General features: G+C 71.4%; 18 protein-coding genes. 8 read left to right on the forward strand and 10 right to left on the reverse strand.

The features are described from left to right. Positions 1-57 precede the first annotated feature (57 nt). On the forward strand, positions 58-2,241 hold the full coding sequence (recD2, locus tag BJ964_RS45060; protein WP_188126386.1) for an SF1B family DNA helicase RecD2: 2,184 nt from the start codon (positions 58-60) through the stop codon (positions 2,239-2,241). Between the two features lie 160 nt (positions 2,242-2,401). Continuing rightward, positions 2,402-3,046 carry a DUF4360 domain-containing protein gene (locus BJ964_RS45065; protein WP_188126387.1) on the forward strand — a complete coding sequence of 215 codons (645 nt, stop codon included), beginning with the start codon at positions 2,402-2,404 and terminating at the stop codon, positions 3,044-3,046. On the opposite strand, the gene BJ964_RS45070 is transcribed toward BJ964_RS45065, so the two are convergent. The 5 genes from BJ964_RS45070 to dhaK form a co-directional block, all read right to left on the reverse strand. Further along, positions 3,047-4,297, reverse strand: a complete 1,251-nt coding sequence (locus tag BJ964_RS45070) for a YibE/F family protein (protein ID WP_188126388.1) — start codon at positions 4,295-4,297, stop codon at positions 3,047-3,049. It abuts the gene before it with no gap. Positions 4,298-4,351: 54 nt separating this feature from the next. Beyond that, positions 4,352-5,023, reverse strand: a complete 672-nt coding sequence (locus BJ964_RS45075) for an acetoacetate decarboxylase family protein (protein WP_188126389.1) — start codon at positions 5,021-5,023, stop codon at positions 4,352-4,354. 40 nt (positions 5,024-5,063) lie between these two features. Beyond that, a complete protein-coding gene (locus tag BJ964_RS45080; protein ID WP_229807426.1) occupies positions 5,064-6,632 on the reverse strand; it encodes a methyl-accepting chemotaxis protein in 1,569 nt (522 codons plus the stop codon). A gap of 73 nt (positions 6,633-6,705) precedes the next feature. Then, entirely contained in the window at positions 6,706-7,350 is a 645-nt protein-coding gene (gene dhaL, locus BJ964_RS45085) for a dihydroxyacetone kinase subunit DhaL (protein ID WP_188126390.1), read from the reverse strand. A gap of 1 nt (position 7,351) precedes the next feature. After that, a complete protein-coding gene (gene dhaK / locus BJ964_RS45090; RefSeq protein ID WP_188126391.1) occupies positions 7,352-8,350 on the reverse strand; it encodes a dihydroxyacetone kinase subunit DhaK in 999 nt (332 codons plus the stop codon). Positions 8,351-8,471: 121 nt separating this feature from the next. On the opposite strand from dhaK, the gene dhaM reads away from it, so the two are divergent. The 3 genes from dhaM (at position 8,472) to BJ964_RS45105 (ending at position 10,606) form a co-directional block, all read left to right on the forward strand. Then, positions 8,472-8,858, forward strand: a complete 387-nt coding sequence (gene dhaM / locus BJ964_RS45095) for a dihydroxyacetone kinase phosphoryl donor subunit DhaM (protein ID WP_188126392.1) — start codon at positions 8,472-8,474, stop codon at positions 8,856-8,858. After that, complete coding sequence (locus tag BJ964_RS45100) at positions 8,842-9,102, forward strand: HPr family phosphocarrier protein (RefSeq protein WP_188126393.1); 261 nt, start codon at positions 8,842-8,844, stop codon at positions 9,100-9,102. Before dhaM ends, BJ964_RS45100 begins: the two co-directional genes overlap by 17 nt. Positions 9,103-9,238: 136 nt before the next feature. Further along, entirely contained in the window at positions 9,239-10,606 is a 1,368-nt protein-coding gene (locus BJ964_RS45105; protein WP_188126394.1) for an endo-1,4-beta-xylanase, read from the forward strand. 666 nt (positions 10,607-11,272) lie between these two features. Here BJ964_RS45105 and BJ964_RS45110 read toward each other — a convergent pair. From BJ964_RS45110 to BJ964_RS45120, 3 genes are all read right to left on the reverse strand, one after another. After that, a complete protein-coding gene (locus BJ964_RS45110) occupies positions 11,273-11,878 on the reverse strand; it encodes a hypothetical protein (protein ID WP_203832807.1) in 606 nt (201 codons plus the stop codon). A gap of 2,233 nt (positions 11,879-14,111) precedes the next feature. Next, positions 14,112-14,453, reverse strand: coding sequence for a hypothetical protein (locus BJ964_RS45115; protein WP_188126395.1), 342 nt, complete (start codon positions 14,451-14,453; stop codon positions 14,112-14,114). 54 nt (positions 14,454-14,507) lie between these two features. Next, on the reverse strand, positions 14,508-15,017 hold the full coding sequence (locus BJ964_RS45120; protein ID WP_188127533.1) for a GNAT family N-acetyltransferase: 510 nt from the start codon (positions 15,015-15,017) through the stop codon (positions 14,508-14,510). A 549-nt stretch (positions 15,018-15,566) separates the two neighbouring features. On the opposite strand from BJ964_RS45120, the gene BJ964_RS45125 reads away from it, so the two are divergent. Beyond that, on the forward strand, positions 15,567-16,190 hold the full coding sequence (locus tag BJ964_RS45125; RefSeq protein WP_188126396.1) for a hypothetical protein: 624 nt from the start codon (positions 15,567-15,569) through the stop codon (positions 16,188-16,190). 10 nt (positions 16,191-16,200) lie between these two features. Further along, positions 16,201-16,617, forward strand: coding sequence for a hypothetical protein (locus BJ964_RS45130; RefSeq protein ID WP_188126397.1), 417 nt, complete (start codon positions 16,201-16,203; stop codon positions 16,615-16,617). Here BJ964_RS45130 and BJ964_RS45135 read toward each other — a convergent pair. Continuing rightward, entirely contained in the window at positions 16,601-17,521 is a 921-nt protein-coding gene (locus BJ964_RS45135) for a MaoC family dehydratase (protein WP_188126398.1), read from the reverse strand. The two genes, BJ964_RS45130 and BJ964_RS45135, sit on opposite strands and share 17 nt — an antisense overlap. Position 17,522: 1 nt before the next feature. After that, positions 17,523-18,863 (reverse strand): 3-oxoacyl-ACP reductase, encoded by a 1,341-nt coding sequence (locus tag BJ964_RS45140; RefSeq protein ID WP_188126399.1) that lies wholly within the window; start codon positions 18,861-18,863, stop codon positions 17,523-17,525. 51 nt (positions 18,864-18,914) lie between these two features. Between BJ964_RS45140 and BJ964_RS45145 the strand changes: the two genes are divergently transcribed. Next, positions 18,915-20,192, forward strand: a complete 1,278-nt coding sequence (locus BJ964_RS45145) for an acetyl-CoA C-acetyltransferase (protein WP_188127534.1) — start codon at positions 18,915-18,917, stop codon at positions 20,190-20,192. Positions 20,193-20,242: the final 50 nt, after the last annotated feature.

A 20,242-nucleotide genomic window follows, 5' to 3' on the forward strand; every position in this document is an offset into this window, starting at 1 on the left:
CGATCACGTTAGGGGCCGGGACTCGACTCGTTCCACCCCTACCGGCACGATGGGCGCGTGCCACCAGAATCGTCCACCCGCCCGCCGCACGTCCTCGAGGCCGTCCTGGAGCGGCTGACCTATGTGAACGAGGAGACCGGCTACACGGTGGCCCGGGTCGCCCACAAGAGCAGCACCGACCTGTTGACCGTGGTGGGGTCGCTGCTCGGCGCGCAGCCCGGGGAGAGCCTGCGGTTGAGCGGCTGGTGGTCGTCGCATCCCCAGTACGGGCGGCAGTTCGAGGTCGTCTCGTACACCACGGTGCTGCCCGCGACCATTCAGGGGCTGCGGCGCTACCTGGGGTCCGGCCTGGTCAAGGGCATCGGGCCGGTGTTCGCCGAGCGGATCGTGGACCACTTCGGACTCGACACCCTGGAGATCATCGAGACCGCCCCGGAGCGGCTCATCGAGGTGGCCGGGCTGGGCCCGAAACGCACGAAGAAGATCACCGCGGCATGGGCCGAGCAGAAGGCGATCAAGGAGGTGATGGTCTTCCTCCAGGGGGTCGGGGTGTCCACCTCGATCGCCGTGCGGATCTACAAGAAGTACGGCGACGCGTCCATCTCCGTGGTGAAGAACTCGCCGTACAAGCTGGCCGCCGACGTGTGGGGCATCGGCTTCAAGACGGCCGACACGATCGCGCAGGCGGTCGGCATCCCGCACGACAGCCCGGAACGGGTGAAGGCCGGCCTCCAGTACACGCTGTCGCAGGCCACCGACAACGGGCACTGCTTCCTGCCCGCCCCGGAGCTGATGGCCGACGCCGCCAAGATCCTCGACGTGCCGGGCTCGCTGATCCCCACCTGCCTCGACGAGCTGGTCGAGGAGGAGGGTGTGGTGCGCGAGGACGACGACGTGTACCTGGTGCCGTTCCATCGGGCGGAGCAGTCCCTCTCCTCGACCCTCATCCGCCTTTTGCACGATAAAGCTGACCGGATGCCACATTTCGCCGATGTGGATTGGGCCCGCGCGCTCGCCTGGTTGCGGCAGCGGACCTCCAACAGCCTCGCGCCGGAGCAGGAACAGGCCGTCCGGCTCGCTCTCACGTCGAAGGTCGCGGTCCTGACCGGCGGGCCCGGGTGTGGCAAGAGCTTCACCGTACGATCGATCGTCGAACTCGCCGCGGCCAAGCAGGCGAAGATCCAGCTCGTGGCGCCGACCGGCCGGGCCGCGAAGCGGCTCGCCGAACTGACCGGCCATCCGGCCGCCACCGTGCACCGCCTGCTCAAACTGCAACCGGGCGGCGACGCCACCTTCGACCGCGACAACCCGCTCGACGCCGACCTGGTGGTCGTCGACGAGGCGTCCATGCTGGACCTGATCCTGGCGAACAAGCTGGTCAAGGCGATCCCGCCGGGCGCGCACCTGCTGCTGGTCGGCGACGTCGACCAGCTGCCCTCGGTGGGCGCCGGTGAGGTGCTGCGCGACCTGCTCACCGCCGAGGTGATCCCGCGGGTGCGGCTCACCCAGATCTTCCGGCAGGCCGCCGAGAGCGGTGTGGTCACCAACGCGCACCGGGTCAACAAGGGACGGCCGCCGGTGTTCGACGGGATGCGCGACTTCTTCCTCTTCCCGTGCGACGACACCGAGGCCACCGCCGGGCTCACCGTGGACGTGGCCTGCACCCGGATCCCCCGCAAATTCGGCCTCGACCCGCGCCGGGACGTGCAGATCCTCACCCCGATGCATCGCGGCCCGGCCGGCGCGGGCGCGCTCAACACGCTGCTCCAGCAGCAGCTCACCCCGGCCCGGGAGGGGCTGCCGGAGCGGCGGGTGGGCGGGCGGGTGTTCCGGGTCGGCGACAAGGTCACGCAGATCCGCAACAACTACGACAAAGGGGTCGCGGGAGTCTTCAACGGCACGGTGGGCGTCGTCACCGCACTGTCGCCCGAGGAACAGACCCTGAGCGTGCGGACGGACGAGGACGAGCTGATCGACTACGACTTCGACGAGCTGGACGAGCTGGCCCACGCGTACGCCATCACGATCCACCGTTCGCAGGGCTCGGAGTACCCGGCCGTGGTGATCCCGCTGACCACCAGCGCCTGGATGATGTTGCAGCGCAACCTGCTCTACACCGCGATCACCCGGGCCAAGCGGCTGGTGGTGCTGGTCGGCTCCCGGCGGGCCCTGGCCGCCGCGGTGCGCACGGTCGGCGCCGGCCGCCGGCACACCGCCCTGGCCCGGCGACTGGGCTCTTAGCAGATCACCCACCGGGCTGGGCGGCGTTTGCGCAGGTCCGGCCGATCAGCCGTCTTCTCCGAACTCCGGTACGGGCGTTCCACAGCTCACTCCCGGCGGCTCTCCCCATGGCTAGCGTGGGCCATTATCCGATCCGCGAAAAACCGACGGGGGGATTGTCATGTTGCGTTCGATAACGGCCGGAACCGCGCTTCTGGGGGCACTCGCGGTATCCGCGCCGGCCCAGGCACAGCCACGATTCGTGCCGGACAACGACAAGATGATGGTGATCGACGTGGTGTCCGCCAACGGTTCGGGCTGTCCGTCCGGAACCGCGCAGATCCAGGTGTCACCGGACTACACGGCGTTCACGGTGACCTACTCGACCTACACGGCGCTGGTCGGCCCGACCGCCACGCCGCTGGACTTCCGGAAGAACTGCCAGCTCGTGCTGAACATCAAGGTGCCGGGCGGATTCACCTTCGCGATCGCCAGCGCCGACTACCGCGGATACGCCAGCCTGCGGGCCGGGGCGTACGGCCAGCAGGCGGCCAACTACTACTTCCAGGGCCAATCCCGGACCGCCCGTAGCGAGCACAACTTCAAAGGCCCGATGGAGGACTCCTGGCAGAACACCGACAAGGTGGCGATCACCGCGCTGAACTACCTGCCGTGCGGTGAACGGAAGTACCTGAACATCAACACGGAATTGCGGGTGAACCGCGGCTCGTCGAACAGCCGGAAGGACACCAGCTTCCTGTCCATGGACTCCACCGACGCCGCCATCAACACGCTCTACCGGGTGGTCTGGAAGAAGTGCTACTGACTAATCCGCGCGGTCCGCGAACGCCGCCCACGGATCCTCGACCGGCCGCTCCGCCCGCTTCGGCCGCGGGGTCACCGGCCGGGCCCGCCGGGTGGCCAGCAGGGCGGCCAGGGCCGTGGTGATCGGCACCGCGGCGACCAGCCCGATCGTGCCGACCGCGCTGCGGACCAGCTCCTGCGCGATGAGCTGGCTGGTGAGCAGCTCGTCGACCGGGGTGTCGCCGGCCGCGAACAGCAGCATCAGCGGCAGTGAGGCGCCCGCGTACGCCAGCACGATCGTGTTGATCACCGAGGCGATGTGCGCCCGGCCGATCCGGGTCGCCGCGCCGTAGAGGCGGCGGAACCCGTACGCCGGATTGGCCGTCGCCAGCTCGGTGACCGTGGCCGACTGGGTGACCGTCACGTCGTCCAGCACGCCCAGCGAGCCGATCACGATGCCGGCCAGCAGCAGGCCGCGCATGTTCACGTCGCCCTGGGTGATGGTCAGGAAGTTGGACGTCTCGTCGGCGACGCCGGTCAGGTGCACCGCCCCGGTGGCGATCGCGGCCAGGATCGCGGTGATCGCCAGGCTGGCCAGGGTGCCGGCCACCGCGATGGTCGTGGTCATCGACAGCCCGTGCGTCAGGTAGAGCACGATCAGCATGATCGCGGCGGCGCCGACCACCGCCACCAGCACCGGGGACCGGCCGTCCAGGATGGCCGGCACGATGAACCACACCAGGATGCCGAAGGTGACCCCCAGCCCGGCCAGCGCCGTGACCCCCCGCCACCGGCCGAACGCGATGACCGCCAGCGCGAACGCCGCGCCGAGCACCCACAGTGCGACGCCGCGCTGGTGGTCGGAGATCGCGTACGTCGTCTCGCCCTCGGCGTTGAGCTGGAGCAGCTCCACGTCGTCGCCGGGCGCCACCTCGGGCGCGCCCGGCCCGTTCGGGATGTCCGTGGTGATCTGGGTGCCCGACGCCGCGCCGCTGGTGAGCCGGACTGACACGGTGCCGCAGTTCTCCAGCGGCTGGTCGCCCTCCGGCACCTGCGGGCACGGGGCCGGCTGGACCGCCACCACCTCACCGGTCACCTGCACCGGGCCGTCGCCGGCCGCGGCCGTCACCGGGCTGTCGCCCGGCCAGAGCAGGAACATGCCGACCAGGGTGATCAGCACCGCCGGGATCAGCACGAGCAGGGTGAGCCGCCGGGCGCCGGGGAACTCGGGGAGGTCACCGTGCGTGTGGTGATGGTGGTCGGCCGGGCTCATCGTGCTCCTCGTAGCGGTCGGCGGAAGGTCCCGCCGAACCGTACCCGGAGCCGGTCAGGGCGCCGAACGCTCGCGGCGTTTCGCCCGGTCCTCCGCCGAACGCCCGAAAACCAGCCAGAAGTCGGTGATCGCGAGGGTCAGCACCGGCCGCCGCCCGGCCAGGTAGCCGAGCGGGCCGTCCGGTTCGGGACGCCAGGCCGCCGACGCCGTACGCAAGCCGGCCCGGCCCCGCACCGGGGTCCGCTTGACGTGCTCGCCGAACGCCTGCGCCACCGTGAACCCGAGCGGGAACCGGCCCGGCATCCGCCGTTTGAGCCGGACCAGCGCCGAACAGAACGGGCCACCCGCCCCGGGCTCGGTGATCGTGGCGTCGACCAGCGGGTCGCTCTCCGCGTCGAGGGTGAACTCGGCCAGCTCCTTGGGGATGCCCCAGAGCCGGCGGCCGCCCTCCCGGGAGGCGACGCTGTCCACCCAGATGTCGGTGATGCTCACCCGGGGGCGGCCGCCCTCGCGCACCAGGACGGCACTGAGCAGCTCCCGGTAGTGCAGGACGCCGCCCGGCTCGTACGACACCCAGGCGGCGCCGACCGCGACCCGGCCGCCGACCGTGAGCGGGCGCACTGCGGCGCCCAGGACCGGGGGCAGCGCCGGCGCCTGTGCCGCGGGCAGCAGGAAGACCGACAGATACATCTGACCACGCAGATGCCAGGGCTCGGGCGGGTACATGCCCTCCACAGTGTCAGCTGACGCGGGCGCGCACCAGATGTCAGTAGCGGAAACGCGAGACCACGGTCTGCAACTGGGCCGCCGTGCTGGTCAGGTCGTCGGCCGCGGTCCGGGTCTCGCCCACGGTGGCGGTGGTGCGGCGGGTCGCGTCGGAGACCGTACCGATGGTCTGGGCGATGTCGCCGGCGCCGGTGGCCGCCTCGGAGAGGGTCCGGTTCATCTCCTGGGTGGTGGCGGTCTGCTCCTCGACCGCCGAGGCGATGGTCAGCTGGATGCTGTTGATCCGCTCGATGATCTCGGAGATCTCGCCGATCGCGGTGACCGCCCCGCTGGTGTCGGCCTGGATGGCCTGCACCCGCTGGGAGATGTCCTCGGTCGCCTTGGCCGTCTCCTGGGCCAGGTCCTTCACCTCGCCCGCCACCACCGCGAAGCCCTTGCCCACCTCACCGGCCCGGGCCGCCTCGATGGTCGCGTTCAGCGCCAGCAGGTTGGTCTGCTCGGCGATGCTGGTGATCACCTTGACCACGGTGGCGATCTCCTCGGACGACGCGCCGAGCCGGGCCACGATCGCGTTGGTCTCCGAGGCGACCCGGACCGCCTGCGCGGCCACCTCGGTCGCCTCCGAGGTGGAGACGCTGATGTCGCGGATCGCCGAACCCATCTCCAGGGAGCCGGCCGAGACGACCTGGAGGTTGTGCGACACCGTGTCGGCCGCGGCGGCGACCGTGCCGGCCTGGTTGGATGCCTCGCTGGCGGCCGCGTTGACCGCCCCGGAGACCGAGCTGAGCCGGTCGGCCGCGCCCTGGAGGGTGGTCGCGCTCCCGGCCAGCTGCACGAGGTCGGCGCGGAGCCGGCCCACGGCCTCGTCCAGCGACGAGGCCATCTGCCCGATCTCGTCCCCACTGCGCACGCCGGAGGTGCCGGTGAGGTCGCCCTCGGCCAGCTTGTCCGCCAGCCGGGAGACGGCCTGTACGGTCTTGCTCACCCGGGCCGCGACCCGGAATCCGACGAGAAGACTGAGCAGGACACCGAGCGCGAGCACGATGCCGACCGTCCACGCGGCCCGCTTGCCGTCGGAGTTCGCGTCGCTGATGCTCTGCTCCGCCAGCTCCACCCCTCGCTGCTGGAGGGCGTCCTGGTCGACACCGAGCGCGGTGTGCAGCTCGTCGTACTTCTGGAGCGCCGCGGCGCGTTGCGCAGCCGACGCGGTGCTGCGGTCCGCGCTGATGAGGGCCAGGAACTCCGCCCAGTCGCTCTCGGCCTTGGCGACCGCCTCGTCGCCGGGCAGGAGGGTGTTGAGATCGTCGACGGCGGCATCGATCGCCTGCCGGTTCGCCGCTATGTCCCCCGAGATCCGCTCGGCGAGGTGGGGGTAGAGCTGGAGCGCCGAGACGTTCCCGCTGATCAACTCGATGTTCGTGCTGTACGAGTTGATCGCCGTGGCGAGGGCCAGGGACTTCCGTTGCGCCGCGGCGCCGTCCTCGTTCAGATTGTGAATCGTCATCACGGCCAGACCGCCGACCAGCATGCCACTCAGCGTCGCGATCATCACCGCCGTGCCGATCTTGGCGCGCAGCGACCGGTCCTCGAAGATCCCACTCAGCCCCACCTCCGTAGTCTGGAGCCGAAAAGCCCACATCGGTGTCAACTCCACCCGATTGACAGGTGGGGCCGATGGGATCTCAGGGCGCGGTCACGTCCGCCAGGGCCTGGAAGATCAGCCAGGTGGAGGTCGCTCCCGGATCCTGGTGACCGGCGCTGCGCTCGCCCAGGTAGGACGCCCGGCCCTTGCGGGCCGTCAGCGGCACCGTGGCGCGGGCCCCCTCCCCGGCCGCCCGGGCCGCCGACGCCGCCACCTCGGGCAGGGCCGCACCACCGGCCACCGCCTCCTCGAAGGCGTCCAGCGCCGGGCGGAAGGCGTCCACGATCGTCTTGTCCCCCGGTTCGGCCCCGCCCAGCTTGCGGACCGCGTCCAACCCGGCGTGCAGGGCGGCGGCCAGGTCGGCGAGGTCGGCCGACGCGGCGCCGGGCGGCAGCGCCTTGCCGACGGCCCGGAAGGCGGTGCCGTACAGCGGGCCGGACGCGCCGCCGACCTTGGAGATCAGGGTCGCGCCGGCCCGGACGAAGACGTCGCCGACCGCGGCGAACCCGGCGCCGTCCAGGGTGGCGGCCACGGCCGTGAAGCCGCGGGCCAGGTTCACCCCGTGGTCGCCGTCGCCGATCGCCGCGTCCAGGCGGGTGAGCTGGTCGGTCTCGGCGGTCACCGACGCGGCGGCCGCGCGCAGCCAGGCGACGGCCAGGGCCACGTCCAGGTGGGTGGCGTCCATGTCAGACTCCCCAGCGCAGCCCGGGCGTACGGACCGGGGCGTCCCACAGCCGGATCATCTCGTCGGTCAGCCGGGCCACGGTGATCGACAGGCCGGCCATGTCGAGGCTCGTCACGTAGTTGCCGACCAGGCGGCGGCTGATCTGGACGCCCCGTTCGGCGAGCACCGTGGCGACCTCGCCGAAGACCAGGTACTGCTCCAGCAACGGTGTCGCGCCCAGGCCGTTGACCAGCACGAGCGTACGATCGCCGGGGTTCAGTGGTTTGGCTTCGAGGATCGCGTCGAGAGCGGACCGGACCAGCTCGCGGGCCGGGCGCAGCTTCTCGCGCCGGCGCCCGGGCTCGCCGTGGATGCCGACGCCGGCCTCGATCTCGTCGTCCGGCAGGTCGAAGCCGGGCCGTCCGGCGGCGGGCGTGGTGCAGGCGGTCAGCGCGTAGGCGAAGGACGCCGAGGCGGCGTTGACCTCGCGGCCGGCGGCGGCCACCTCGCCCAGCTTGGCGCCCTCCTCGGCGAGCGCCCCGGCGATCTTCTCGACCAGCAGGGTGGCGCCGGTGCCGCGGCGGCCGGCCGTCCACGTCGAGTTCTCCACCGCCACGTCGTCGTCGACCAGCACGGTCTCGACGGTGATCCCCTCGTCGGCGGCGAGTTCCGCGGCGAGCTGGAAGTTCATCACGTCACCGGTGTAGTTCTTCACGATGTGGACCACCCCGGCGCCGCCGTCGACGGCCTTGGTGGCGGCCACGATCTGGTCGGGAACCGGGGAGGTGAAGACCTCGCCGGGGCAGGCGGCGTCGAGCATCCCCGGCCCCACGAAACCGCCGTGCAGCGGTTCGTGCCCGGAACCGCCGCCGGACACCAGCGCCACCTTGCCGGGGCGGGGCGCGCCGGCCCGGGCCACGTACTGCCCGGTCACGTCCACACGCAACTCGGGGTGGGCGGCGGCGAGGCCGGCGAGCGCCTCGGCGACGACGTCGGCGGGATCGTTGATGAATTTCTTCACGGCCGGCTCCTTTGCCTCGCTCCGCACAGCATGGTCGCGCCTCGGGGTCGCGCCTCGCTCCCCACAGCATGGTCGCGCTGAGCGATTCGGCCAAGGCTTTCGGTGACTACCATCGGGATCCATGGCGTACGTGGGGATCGTGCTCGTCTCACACAGTTCGTCGCTGGCGTCCGGCGTCCGCGATCTGCTCACCCAGGTGGCCGGCGCGGACGTCCGCGTGGAGCCGGCCGGCGGCACCGGCGACGGCGGCCTGGGAACCAGCGCCGAGAAGATCGAGGCGGCGATCGCCCGCGCCGAGGCCGGAGCCGGGGTGCTGATCCTCGCCGATCTGGGCAGCGCCGTCCTGACCACCCGTGCCGTGCTGGCCGAGCTGCCGGACGGCCCGCTGCTCGTCGACGCCCCGTTCGTCGAGGGCGCGGTGGCCGCCGCGGTCCTCGCCTCGACCGGCGCCGATCTCGCGACGGTCGCCGACGCCGCCCGGGAGGCCCGCGATGTCCCCAAGCTCTGAGATCCCGGTGGTCCTTCCGGCCGCGTTGCACGCCCGCCCGGCGGGCGCGGTGGTCCGGGCCGCGGCATCCTTTCAAGCCCAGATCGAGGTACGGGTGGGCGAGCGGTCCGCGAGCGCCCGCAGCGCCCTGCGGCTGATGTCGCTGGGCGCGGACACGGGCACCACGGTCGTCGTGCACGCCACTGGCGAGGACGCCGCGGCGGCGGCCCAGGCGGTCGCTTCGGCCCTGCTCTCCTCCGAGTGATCTTCCGAAAGTTTCGGGCTCGACTGCCTGGTGATTCATCGACTGAACCGGTTGAGGTTTCCGGAACATGTCGGTAGCGTTCCGGGGTGGCGTCGATCCCCGTCGATGCCTTCCAGATCCCCGACTGGAGTTCCCCATGAGACGATCCCGCGCGATCCTCACCGTCCTGGCCACCGGCGCCCTGACCGCCGGCGCGCTCACCGTCCTGTCCCCCTCGGCCGACGCCGCCAGCACCCTCGGATCGGCCGCCGCCGCACAGGGCCGCTACTTCGGCACCGCGGTCGCCGCCTACAAACTGTCCGACTCGGTCTACTCCGGAATCCTGAACCGGGAGTTCAACTCGGTGACCCCGGAGAACGAGATGAAGTGGGACGCCACCGAGCCCACCCAGGGCACCTTCAGCTACACCTCGGCCGACACCATCGTGAACCGGGCGATCACCAACGGGCAGAAGATCCGCGGGCACGCCCTGGCCTGGCACTCGCAGCAGCCGTCCTGGGCGCAGAGCCTCAGCGGCACCACGCTGCGCAACGCCATGGTCAACCACGTCACCCAGGTCGCCACCCACTACAAGGGAAAGATCGACTCCTGGGACGTGGTGAACGAGGCCTTCGCCGACGGCTCCACCGGCGCCCGCCGCGACTCCAACCTCCAGCGCACCGGCGACGACTGGATCGAGGTGGCGTTCCGCACCGCGCGGGCCGCCGACCCGGCCGCCAAACTCTGCTACAACGACTACAACACCGACGGCGTCAACGCGAAGAGCACCGCCGTCTACAACATGGTCGTCGACTTCAAGGCCCGCGGCGTACCGATCGACTGCGTCGGCTTCCAGTCCCACTTCAACTCGGCCTCCCCGCTGCCGTCGGACTACCAGTCCAACCTCCAGCGCTTCGCGAACCTCGGCGTCGACGTGCAGATCACCGAACTGGACATCGAAGGCTCCGGCACGGCACAGGCCAACTCGTATTCCACGGCCGTCAAGGCGTGCCTCGCGGTGACCCGGTGCAACGGCATCACCGTGTGGGGCATCCGCGACAGCGACTCGTGGCGGGCCAGCGGCACCCCGCTGCTGTTCGACGCCAACGGCAACCCGAAGCAGGCGTACACCGCGGCCCTGACCGCCCTCGGCGGCTCGACAACTTCGCCGTCCCCGTCGGCATCCTCGTCGTCGGCGTCCCCGTCCCCGTCGGCCAGCCAGTCCTCCGGCACCCGCTCCTGCACCGCGACCGTCACGGTGAACGCGTGGACCGGCGGTTTCGTGGCCACCGTCAAGGTGACCGCCGGCGCGGCCGCCCTGACCGGCTGGACCGCCGGCCTCACCCTGCCCACCGGCAGCGCCGTGACCAACACGTGGAGCGCCACCGCCTCCGGCACCAGCGGCGCGGTCTCCTTCACGAACGTCGGCTACAACGGCACGGTCGCCGCCGGCGGCACCACCGAGTTCGGCTTCCAGGGCACCGGCACCGCCCCGTCCACCACAACCACCTGCACGGCCCGCTGACTCCCGGCCCCACCCCCGCCGCGCGGCCTGCCCTTCCCCGGGCCGCGCGGCGCTCCTATACCGCTAGACCTGCACTCCTCCGAGCCACCCGGCGCTCCCACACCGCTCAACCCACAATCCGCGGTGCGCGGGGCCGCTCCCACACCGCCCGACCTACACCCCCGGACCACCCGGCGCTCCCACACCGCCCGACCTGCAATCCCCGGGCCACGGGGCGCGAGGCCGCCTACCCACCGCCCGACCTACACCCCCGGACCACCCGGCGCTCCCACACCGCCCGACCTGCAATCCCCGGGCCACGGGGCGCGAGGCCGCCTACCCACCGCCCGACCTACACCCCCGGACCACCCGGCGCTCCCACACCGCCCGACCTGCAATCCCCGGGCCACGGGGCGCGAGGCCGCCTACCCACCGCCCGACCTACACCCCCGGACCACCCGGCGCTCCCACACCGCCCGACCTGCAATCCCCGGGCCACGGGGCGCGAGGCCGCCTACCCACCGCCCGACCTACACCCCCGGACCACCCGGCGCTCCCACACCGCCCGACCTGCAATCCCCGGGCCACGGGGCGCGAGGCCGCCTACCCACCGCCCGACCTACACCCCCGGACCACCCGGCGCTCCCACACCGCCCGACCTGCAATCCCCGGGCCGCCTGGGCGACCCTAGGCCGCGGACCCGGACGATGCGGCCACCGTCAGCGTGTATTCCGCCTCCACCTCGAGACTCCCCGACGTCCCATGGATGGAGACCCGGTGCTCACCGGCGCCGAGCGGATCGATCCGGGCCCAGAGCCCGCACCCCGCACCCTCGGTGCTGCCGCCCACACCGGTCACCGGGTTACCCACTCCGGCGACGAAGGTGATCGGCTCCTCGTCGAAACGCTCCAGCGGCACTTCAGCGCCGTCGAGCTCGACCACGCCCGAGGCCTCTGTCATGAAGGCGAAACAGTCCCACGCTTCGGTGGCGACAAGGTTGACCGCCGGCACGACCACCGGAACCCCGAGCGGAACCGTGCACCGCCGCTCGACCCGGCCACCGAACGTCCCGGCGAGGAACCACACGTCCCCAGGCTGATTACGGGCGCAGTGCTCACCGGTCTCGTCGGCAACAGGATTGGTCTCCTCGGACTCGGCGGCCGCCCACTCCCACCAGCGGGCCTGAATCGACCGCTCCGCCGGCGACTCCTCCGCCGCCCTGCCCGCGCCGGTCGACCCGGTACAGCCGCCAAGAAGAAAAACACAGGCCACCGCAGCAGCACGATTCCACATGATCAAGAACGCTAGCGACCCCCATCAACACAGGCCACTCCGCCAGAAACTCGTCACACAGACTCCACCATCCACCCGGGCACCCGCGCTCCCACCTCCCCTTGATCGCCGTCGCCGTCGCCGTGTTGCCGTCGCTGCCGCCGCCATCGTTGCCGCCGCCGTCCTTGCCGCCGCCGTTGCCACCATCAGCCTCCACACTGCCGATGGCCATCACCCTCCACCTCCACCGCCACCCTCCGTAGAAGCCTTGGCTGCCCTCTTCACGCCGCCACTCCCTACACTGACGTCATCCTCGGATCCGGTTGCGGATTCCGCCCGGCAACGCGCACCCCAGCCCGGCGTCAACCGCGCCCCTCCGTCGCAAACCATCTCGACTCGTTCGCAAACCATCTCCACTCGGTCCTCGCCGCCGTGGCCCCTTCGGCTGCGCTCCGCACCATTCTTCGTAAAGGGATTCGAAGTAGAAGCACGAAGGCCAGTCCTCGAGGAACGACTGACAGTTTGCAGGGCCACCACAAATCGTGGAACCGCCACAACCGTCGTAATGGCCACCGCTCCGGAGCCCCTGAAATGGCAGGCCGTTTACGCCTTTAGAAACGGCGGAAATTCTGGGAGAAGCTGACATTCTTAGGACCACCTCGACTCCCGCAGCAGCTGACACTTCGAGGACCGCCACCGCTGCCCGGATGGGTGACATTTCCGGACCTACCCCACCGGCCGGGCCGGCCGACATCTCCGGGAGGGCCTCAGCCACTGGAGCAGCCAACACTTGCAGGATCGGCACAGCTGCCGAGACTGCAGACGCACACGGAACCACTACAGCCGCCGAGGCAGCGGGCACTCCCGAAGCAACCGATGGCATCGGTACCGGCGCGGCTCGCCGGGACAGCACAACCTCTGGAGTGGATGTTGCCCGAGGACCGGTTGCCACTTCCGAGGTCTCCTCCGCCAGCGGGACAGCGGACACCTCCGAGCCCTCCACGACCAGCGGGACAACGGATACCTCCGAGCCCTCCACGACCAGCGGGACAACGGATACCTCCGAGCCCTCCACGACCAGCGGGACAACGGATACCTCCGAGCCCTCCACGACCAGCGGACCAGCAGACGCCTCCACGGCGACCGCGACCGACGGGACAGCAGACGCCTCCAATCCCTCCGCGGCCAACGGGGCGACGCGCCGCGGGGCGCCGACTCCCGGCCGGGAAGTAGGTGCCGCCGGACAGACCGGAACGACGCTGGGGGCAGGCCTTGTCGGTGTGATGCGGTCACTATGGCGGGCACGGCTCAGCTTTTCGGCATGGCGGCGCCGAAGACCCCATGCGCGGTGCCGCTCATGTTCACGGCGAAATTCGTCGCGGGTGGCGGAATAGTTCCGCGACGCGGAGTGATCGCGCATACCGGCGATTTCTGCCCTGCTGAACAACGACGACTGCCTCATACGAGAATTCTCCCGAACCCCGGATCAGAAGTGTAAGAAGTCGATCATGCCAACCTGGCGCCCCATTGCTTTGTAACGGCATGTCAGCACGTTCTGGAAGGTCTCGGTTACTTTGCACTACACGGTTGTCAAGATTCGTCGTAGCTCTGCTGAATATGACCGCGCCGACAGCCACGTCCGACCGAATCACCATGATGGGCAAGCGAGATTTGTCCGGGGATGATGAGGTTCAGCAGGAAGACGGCCGCGGAACATGCGGGCAGGCGAAATCACGCTGTGAACCACCCCATCACGGATCCGGTCCGCAGCGGCTGGATGCACCGGTATCTGGCCATGACTCGAACCTGGTCCGCAGCTCACCTGCCACGATTCGGTTCGGGGAAGGCGCGTCAGGAAACCGGCCGCGTCGAATCCGATCCCGCCCCAACAGCCTCACCTCCAGGCTCGGCGGCTCGGCGGCTCGACGGCTCGACGGCTCGACGGCTCGACGGCTCGACGGCCATCTTCCCCGGGTGGGCGACGGTCCCGTGGATCAGGCGCACGGGGCTTGGCCAATGGATCGGACAACCGCGCGGACAACCGCGCGGACAACCGCGCGAACAACGGGGACCACGCAACCAGGCCCGAAACAACCGCGCGGACATGACGGTCACGCAACCAGACCCGGACAACCGCGCGGACGACGACGGCCGGGAACCAGGTGCAGAAGCCGCCGGAATCGTGATGAGGCCGAACCCGATGCCTCTGCTTGCCGCAGACCCCATGCGGCATCGAGTCGAGATTCGCAGAAGATCAGAACGCCGACGGCGTCCTCTCGGCCAGGCCGATCAGGGTGTCGCCAGCGGCGTCCCGCGACTGTCGCACGTGCCCATGGGTGAAAGTGCGGCGGAAGGAGCCGAGCCTCGAAGGCACGGCGCTGTCGCTGATCGGGTTGAGCCTGCCGACCAGCAAGGGCACGAACCGGCCGGGAAGGTCGCCCCGATCGTGTTGCGGAATCCATGTGGAAGCGGCCTGCTCGGCAAACCGCATCACCAGCGCGGGACCGGCCGACGACACCGGATGCGGATCATTGACCGTCACGGCCGTCACCGGCGCGGCAGAGCGTGATCTCACCTGCCAGGAGAGCTTCCTCATCCCTGGGGCTCCGAGGAGATCATCATCGGTGGTTCGGGCTCAGACAGCGGCTGGTCACGTCATCTCGCCGGCGAGGAGGTCCATCAGGAGGCCGTCGTGCCAGGTGCCGTCCGGGCCTCGCTCGTATCGGCGCATGACGCCGACCGGGCGGAAGCCGACCTTGGCGTAGCAGCGGATCGCCGCGTGGTTGTCGGCGGCGGGATCGATCACCAGGCGGTGGTGGCCGAGGTCGTCGATGAGATGCCGGGCGACGGTACGGACGGCGTCGGTGCCCAGCCCGAGGCCGTGCACCTCCGGGCTGAGGTAGATGTCGATGCCGGCGTGCCGGTAGTCGGGGTCCGCCTCCTCGCTCCATTGGATGGCGCCGACGACGCGGTCCTCGTGCAGGATGACGAGCACTCGCGTATCGGGATCGGCGAGGCCCTCGGCGACGGTGGCGGTCAGGTCTTCGTCGCCGCCCCACCGCTGGTACACCTCGGGCTCCGCCCGGATCCGGGCGAGCACCGCGATGTCGTCCCGGATCGCCGGCCGCAGCCGCACCATCGCGCCCGCGAGATCACCCATCCGCATGCCCGGAACCTACCGAAGCCGCGTCCGCCGGATCAACGCGATAACGCGCCGGATGCCGGGCCGGCGCGGCGAAACGCCGGATGCCGGATCAACGCGGCAAGGTGCCGGATGCCGCGGTGTCGTCACGGAGGTACCGGCTGGACGGTCGTCCATCTCCACCAACATGCTCGAGTCGATCGTTTCGCCACCGTGCGGCGCCTTCCGGCCGACGCGGGCGGGGAAGCCATGGAGGAGGTAGACGCGGGCGAGGGCCAGGAAGAAGACCGACACGGACGAAGGCCAGGAAGAAGAGCGGAGCGACGATCCGGCTCCACGTGGTCGAGGATGGCGATGAACGACCATGACAGCGGCGGCGCCTGTCGGTTCAACGACCGTGGGCCTTGATGACCTCGATCGCCGGGCATGGATTCATACATGGCAGGTCGAGGTGCGGTTGCCGAAAGGGCCGCCGAGCCCGGGCCCTCTCCGGAGGCCGGTCGGCGGTCGCGGACGCCGGCGGTTGTCACCGCGGCTATGGGGGCGTTTGGGCTTCTCGGCGTTTTCGTGGCGGAGCAGGACGAGCCGGCGAAGCTGTGGAACCTGGTGAGCGTGCTTGTCGCGACCGGGGCCACGGCGCTGACCGTGTGGCTGGCGCCGCGCCGCTGGATCGCCGGCGCGGTGGCATCGGTTCTTCTGGCGATCTCGGGGATGGCGTTGAACCCGTTCTACGGGGCCCGGAACCGGGGCCGGAACCGGAGCCCGGAACCGGGGCCGGGGCCGGGCCGGGCCGGGCCGGAACCGGAGCCCGGAACCGGGGCCGGGGCCGGGCCGGGCCGGGCCGGAACCGGAACCGGAACCGGGGCCGGGGCCGGGGCCGGGCCGGAACCGGAACCGGGGCCGGGGCCGGGGCCGGGCCGGAACCGGAACCGGAACCGGGGCCGGGGCCGGGGCCGGGGCCGGGGCCGGGGCCGGGGCCGGGGCCGGGGCCGGGGCCGGGGCCGGGCCGGGCCGGGCCGGGCCGGAACCGGAACCGGAACCGGAACCGGAACCGGGGCCGGGGCCGGGGCCGGGGCCGGGGCCGAGGGCGGGGCCGGGGCCGAGGGCGGGGCCGGGGCCGAGGGCGGGGCCGAAGGCGGGGCCGAAGGCGGGGCCGAAGGCGGGGCCGAAGGCGGGGCCGGAACCGGGTGACGAGATCCGGATGCACGAGATCTGGCCGAGCAGCACGCAGAACGTCGCCCACCCGTTGAACCGTCGTGACTGGGTGGCGACCCAGTTCCGGGTGACCGGGTCGCGGATCCATTCGGTGGAGGTCGCGGCGGGCGGGGAGGGCGCCCGGTTGCTGCTGGCCGTCGTCGACGAGCGGGGGACCGGGATCGCCTCGGGTGAGGCGGACGTCCGCGACTGGCGCGCCAAGGTCACCTTTCCGGTTCCGGTCGACGTCGCGAGGCATCTGCGGGTGCACCATCTGTGGCCGGCGGCGGCCAGGGTGTATTTCACCGGGACCGACCTCGATCCGGGCGTCGGCACCTATGTGCGCTGTGAGCGACCGCGGTTGACCGACTGCCCCGATCCGGAGCCACGTGACCTGTGCGCCATCGTCATCGGCCGGCGGTGACCGTGCCGGACAGGTGCGGATGTCGCGAGTGGACGGTGAGATCCCAGCCGGTGGCGGTCTGCGTCGCGGCGAACCGGACCGTGGCCGGCAGCAGGACCGGCTTCTTGAAGGTGACATCGACGGTGTACGCGCCGGGGAGGCGGCCCTCCAGGGCGGCCAGGCAGCGGGCCTTGGTCCACATGCCGTGGGCGATCGGGCGGGGGAAGCCGAAGAGCCGCGCCCCCAGCCGGGAGGTGTGGATCGGGTTGCGGTCGCCGGAGACCGCGGCGTAGTCACCGCCGACCCGGGCGGGCACCCGCCACACGGCCCCACCGGCCGAGGACGGGCGCGAGCCGGTGAGGGAGTCACCGGAAGAGGACGATGCGGCGTCGGCGGGACGCGAGCCGGTGAGGGACGATGCGGCGCCGGCGGGACGAGAGCCGGTACGGGAGTCGGACAGGCGCAGGTACGTGGAGACGCCCCGCCACGCCTCGGCCCCGTCGACCGTGGCGGTGGCGACGACGTCGAACTGGCGGCCGCGTGGATGCTCCCGCAGGTCGACGGCCCGGACCGACAGGTTGAGCACCGCGCTCGACGGGATGGCGCGGCGCACGGTGATCCGGTTGGCGACGTGTACCAGGCCGATCAGGGGGACCGGGAATCCCTCTCCCGTCATCAGCCGCATGGCCAGCGGGAACGCCAGCACGTGCGGGTACGTCGCGGGCAGCGTGTCGGTGAGCCGGAACCCGCAGGCCCGGTCGTACGCGGCCAGGTGCCCCAGGTCGACCGTCACGCCCCGGTGCTGGACCTCGACGTCGGGGAGGGTGTCGCCGGAGCGGCCGAGGCCGGGCAGCAGGCCGAGGGCGGCCCGGGCGTACGCGGCCGTGGTGCCCGGCCCTTCGCTGAGCTCGACGACCGCCACCATGTCAGGCCCCGAGCAGGCTCTGGCCGCAGACCCGGATCACGTTGCCGGTGATCGTCGCCGACCCGGGCGAGGCGAGCCAGGCGATGGTCTCGGCGACGTCGACCGGCAGGCCGCCCTGGGACATGCTGTTGAGCCGCCGTCCGGCTTCGCGCAGCCCGATCGGCATCTTGGCGGTCATCGCCGTCTCGATGAAGCCGGGCGCCACCGCGTTGATGGTGATGCCGCGCGGGAGCAGCACCGGGGCGTACGACTGGACCCGCCCGATCACGCCGGCCTTGCTGGTGGCGTAGTTGGTCTGTCCGCGGTTCCCGGCGATGCCGGCGATCGAGGCGACGCCGACGATCCGCCCGCCGGCACCGATGAGCCCGCGTTCCAGCAGCAGGTCGTCGACGCGTTCGGGGGCGGTCAGGTTGACGCCGATGACCGAGTCCCACCGGTCCTCGGTCATCCGGGCGATGGTCTTGTCCCGGGTGATGCCGGCGTTGTGGACGACGATGTCGACGCCGGTGTGCGGTCCGGCGGCCAGGTATCCGGCCAGGCGTTCGGGCGCGTCGGCGGCGGTGAGGTCGAGTTGCAGGGCGCGGCCGCGGGTCTCGTTGGCCACGTCGGCGAGGGCGTCGCCGGCGGCGGGCACGTCGAGTGCGATCACGTCGGCGCCGTCGCGGGCCAGCACCCGGGCGATGGCCGCGCCGATGCCCCGGGCCGCGCCGGTGACCAGGGCGAGTCTGCCGTGGAGGGGCCGGTCCCAGTCGGCCGGTGTGGGCACGTCGCCGGCGCCGATCCGGACGACCTGGCCGGAGACGTACGCCGAGCGGCCGCTGAGCAGGAAGCGCAGCGTCGACTCGATCGCCTGTTCGCCGCCGGGCGCCACGTAGACGAGCTGTGCGGTCACCCCGCGCCCGAATTCCTTGCCGATGCTGCGGGTCAGGCCTTCCAGGCTCCGCTGCGCGGTCGCCTCGGCCGGCGTCGCGGTGGCTTCCGGTGGGGTGCCGAGCACCAGCACGCGTCCGGAGACCTCCAGGGAGCGGGCGTACGGGTGGAAGAAGTCGTAAAGTGCCCGCAGCCCGGTGCTGTCGGTGATCCCGGTGGCGTCGAGGACGAGTGCGCTCACCCGTACCCCGTCCCGGGTTTGATCGGTGACCTCCGCGCCCGCCGCGCCCAGGAGCTTGCGGATCGGCTCGGAGAGCCGGCCGCCCGGCGCCGCACCCAGCAGGACCGGGCCGCTGACCAGCGGATCTCCGGCCCGGTAGCGGCGCAGCCGGGGCGGATCAGGCAGTCCGAGGCGCTTGACCACGGTCCGGCCGAGACCGGAGTTGGCGAAGTTCGCGTACCTGTCAGCCATGCGAGTAGCCTACCGGTGAGTAACCGAGATTCTTCGATGTGGAGGATAGTCGTGGTGGACGTGCGCCGTGTGGCCGTGCTGGGCGGGAACCGGATTCCGTTCGCCCGCTCCGACAGCCGCTACGCCGAGGCCTCGAACCAGGACATGCTGACCGCCTCGCTGGACGGGCTGATCGCCCGGTTCGGGCTGGCCGGTGAGCGGCTCGGTGAGGTCGTGGCGGGGGCCGTGCTGAAGCACTCGCGCGACTTCAACCTGACCCGGGAGACGGTGCTCGGCTCGCGGCTGGACCCGCGCACCCCGGCCTACGACATCCAGCAGGCCTGCGGGACCGGCCTGGAGGCGGCCATCCTGGTCGCCAACAAGATCGCGCTCGGGCAGATCGACTCCGGCGTGGCCGGTGGCGTGGACACCACCTCGGACGCTCCGTTGCAGCTCAACGAGGACATGCGGCGCGCTCTGCTCCAGCTGAACCGGGCCCGGAGCCTCGGTGACCGGCTCCGGGCGGTGGCCAAATTGCGCCCGCAGCACGCGATCCGGCCGGAGCTGCCGCGCAACGCCGAGCCGCGGACCGGGCTGTCGATGGGCGAGCACGCGGCGGTCACGGCCCTGCGGTGGAACATCGGGCGGGCGGAGCAGGACGAGCTGGCGCTGACCTCCCACCAGCGGCTCGCGGAGGCGTACGATCGCGGGTTTTTCGATGATCTTCTGACGCCCTATCTGGGGCTGACCCGGGACCAGAACCTGCGCGCGGACAGCAGCCTGGAGAAGCTGGCGAAGCTGAAGCCGGTGTACGGCGAGGAGAACGCCACCATGACGGCGGGCAACTCGACACCGCTCACCGACGGCGCCTCGACCGTGCTGCTCGCCTCCGAGGAGTGGGCGGCCGCGCGTTCGCTGCCGGTGCTGGCCTGGTTCGCCGACTCGGAGACCGCGGCGGTCGACTACGTGCACGGCGACGAGGGCCTGCTCATGGCGCCCGCCTATGCGGTGCCCCGGATGCTGGCCCGCAACGGCCTCACCCTCCAGGACTTCGACTTCTACGAGATCCACGAGGCGTTCGCGTCGCAGGTGCTGGCCACCCTCGCGGCGTGGGAGTCGCCCGAGTTCTGCAAGGAGAGGCTCGGCCTGGACGCCCCGCTCGGCTCGATCGACCGGGCGAGGCTCAACGTCAACGGGTCCTCGCTGGCGGCCGGCCACCCGTTCGCGGCGACCGGCGGCCGGATCGTCGCGTCCCTGGCCAAGCAGCTCGCGCAGAAGGGCTCGGGCCGGGGCCTGATCTCCATCTGCGCGGCCGGCGGTCAGGGTGTGGTGGCGATCCTGGAGCGTTGAGACCCATTGATGGGGCTTGTCCCGGAAGTTACGCCCTCGTAAGGTTACCG

It is taken from the genome of Actinoplanes lobatus (assembly GCF_014205215.1).
Lineage (GTDB): Bacteria > Actinomycetota > Actinomycetes > Mycobacteriales > Micromonosporaceae > Actinoplanes > Actinoplanes lobatus.

Bases quoted from the DNA above. Each gene is read 5' to 3' on its own strand.
- BJ964_RS45065 (WP_188126387.1), top strand. From the start codon at position 2,402: ATGTTGCGTTCGATAACGGCCGGAACCGCGCTTCTGGGGGCACTCGCG.
- BJ964_RS45070 (WP_188126388.1), bottom strand. From the start codon at position 4,297: ATGAGCCCGGCCGACCACCATCACCACACGCACGGTGACCTCCCCGAG.
- BJ964_RS45075 (WP_188126389.1), bottom strand. From the start codon at position 5,023: ATGTACCCGCCCGAGCCCTGGCATCTGCGTGGTCAGATGTATCTGTCG.
- dhaL (WP_188126390.1), bottom strand. From the start codon at position 7,350: ATGGACGCCACCCACCTGGACGTGGCCCTGGCCGTCGCCTGGCTGCGC.
- dhaM (WP_188126392.1), top strand. From the start codon at position 8,472: ATGGCGTACGTGGGGATCGTGCTCGTCTCACACAGTTCGTCGCTGGCG.
- BJ964_RS45100 (WP_188126393.1), top strand. From the start codon at position 8,842: ATGTCCCCAAGCTCTGAGATCCCGGTGGTCCTTCCGGCCGCGTTGCAC.
- BJ964_RS45105 (WP_188126394.1), top strand. From the start codon at position 9,239: ATGAGACGATCCCGCGCGATCCTCACCGTCCTGGCCACCGGCGCCCTG.
- BJ964_RS45110 (WP_203832807.1), bottom strand. From the start codon at position 11,878: ATGTGGAATCGTGCTGCTGCGGTGGCCTGTGTTTTTCTTCTTGGCGGC.
- BJ964_RS45115 (WP_188126395.1), bottom strand. From the start codon at position 14,453: ATGAGGAAGCTCTCCTGGCAGGTGAGATCACGCTCTGCCGCGCCGGTG.
- BJ964_RS45120 (WP_188127533.1), bottom strand. From the start codon at position 15,017: ATGGGTGATCTCGCGGGCGCGATGGTGCGGCTGCGGCCGGCGATCCGG.
- BJ964_RS45130 (WP_188126397.1), top strand. From the start codon at position 16,201: ATGCACGAGATCTGGCCGAGCAGCACGCAGAACGTCGCCCACCCGTTG.
- BJ964_RS45135 (WP_188126398.1), bottom strand. From the start codon at position 17,521: ATGGTGGCGGTCGTCGAGCTCAGCGAAGGGCCGGGCACCACGGCCGCG.
- BJ964_RS45140 (WP_188126399.1), bottom strand. From the start codon at position 18,863: ATGGCTGACAGGTACGCGAACTTCGCCAACTCCGGTCTCGGCCGGACC.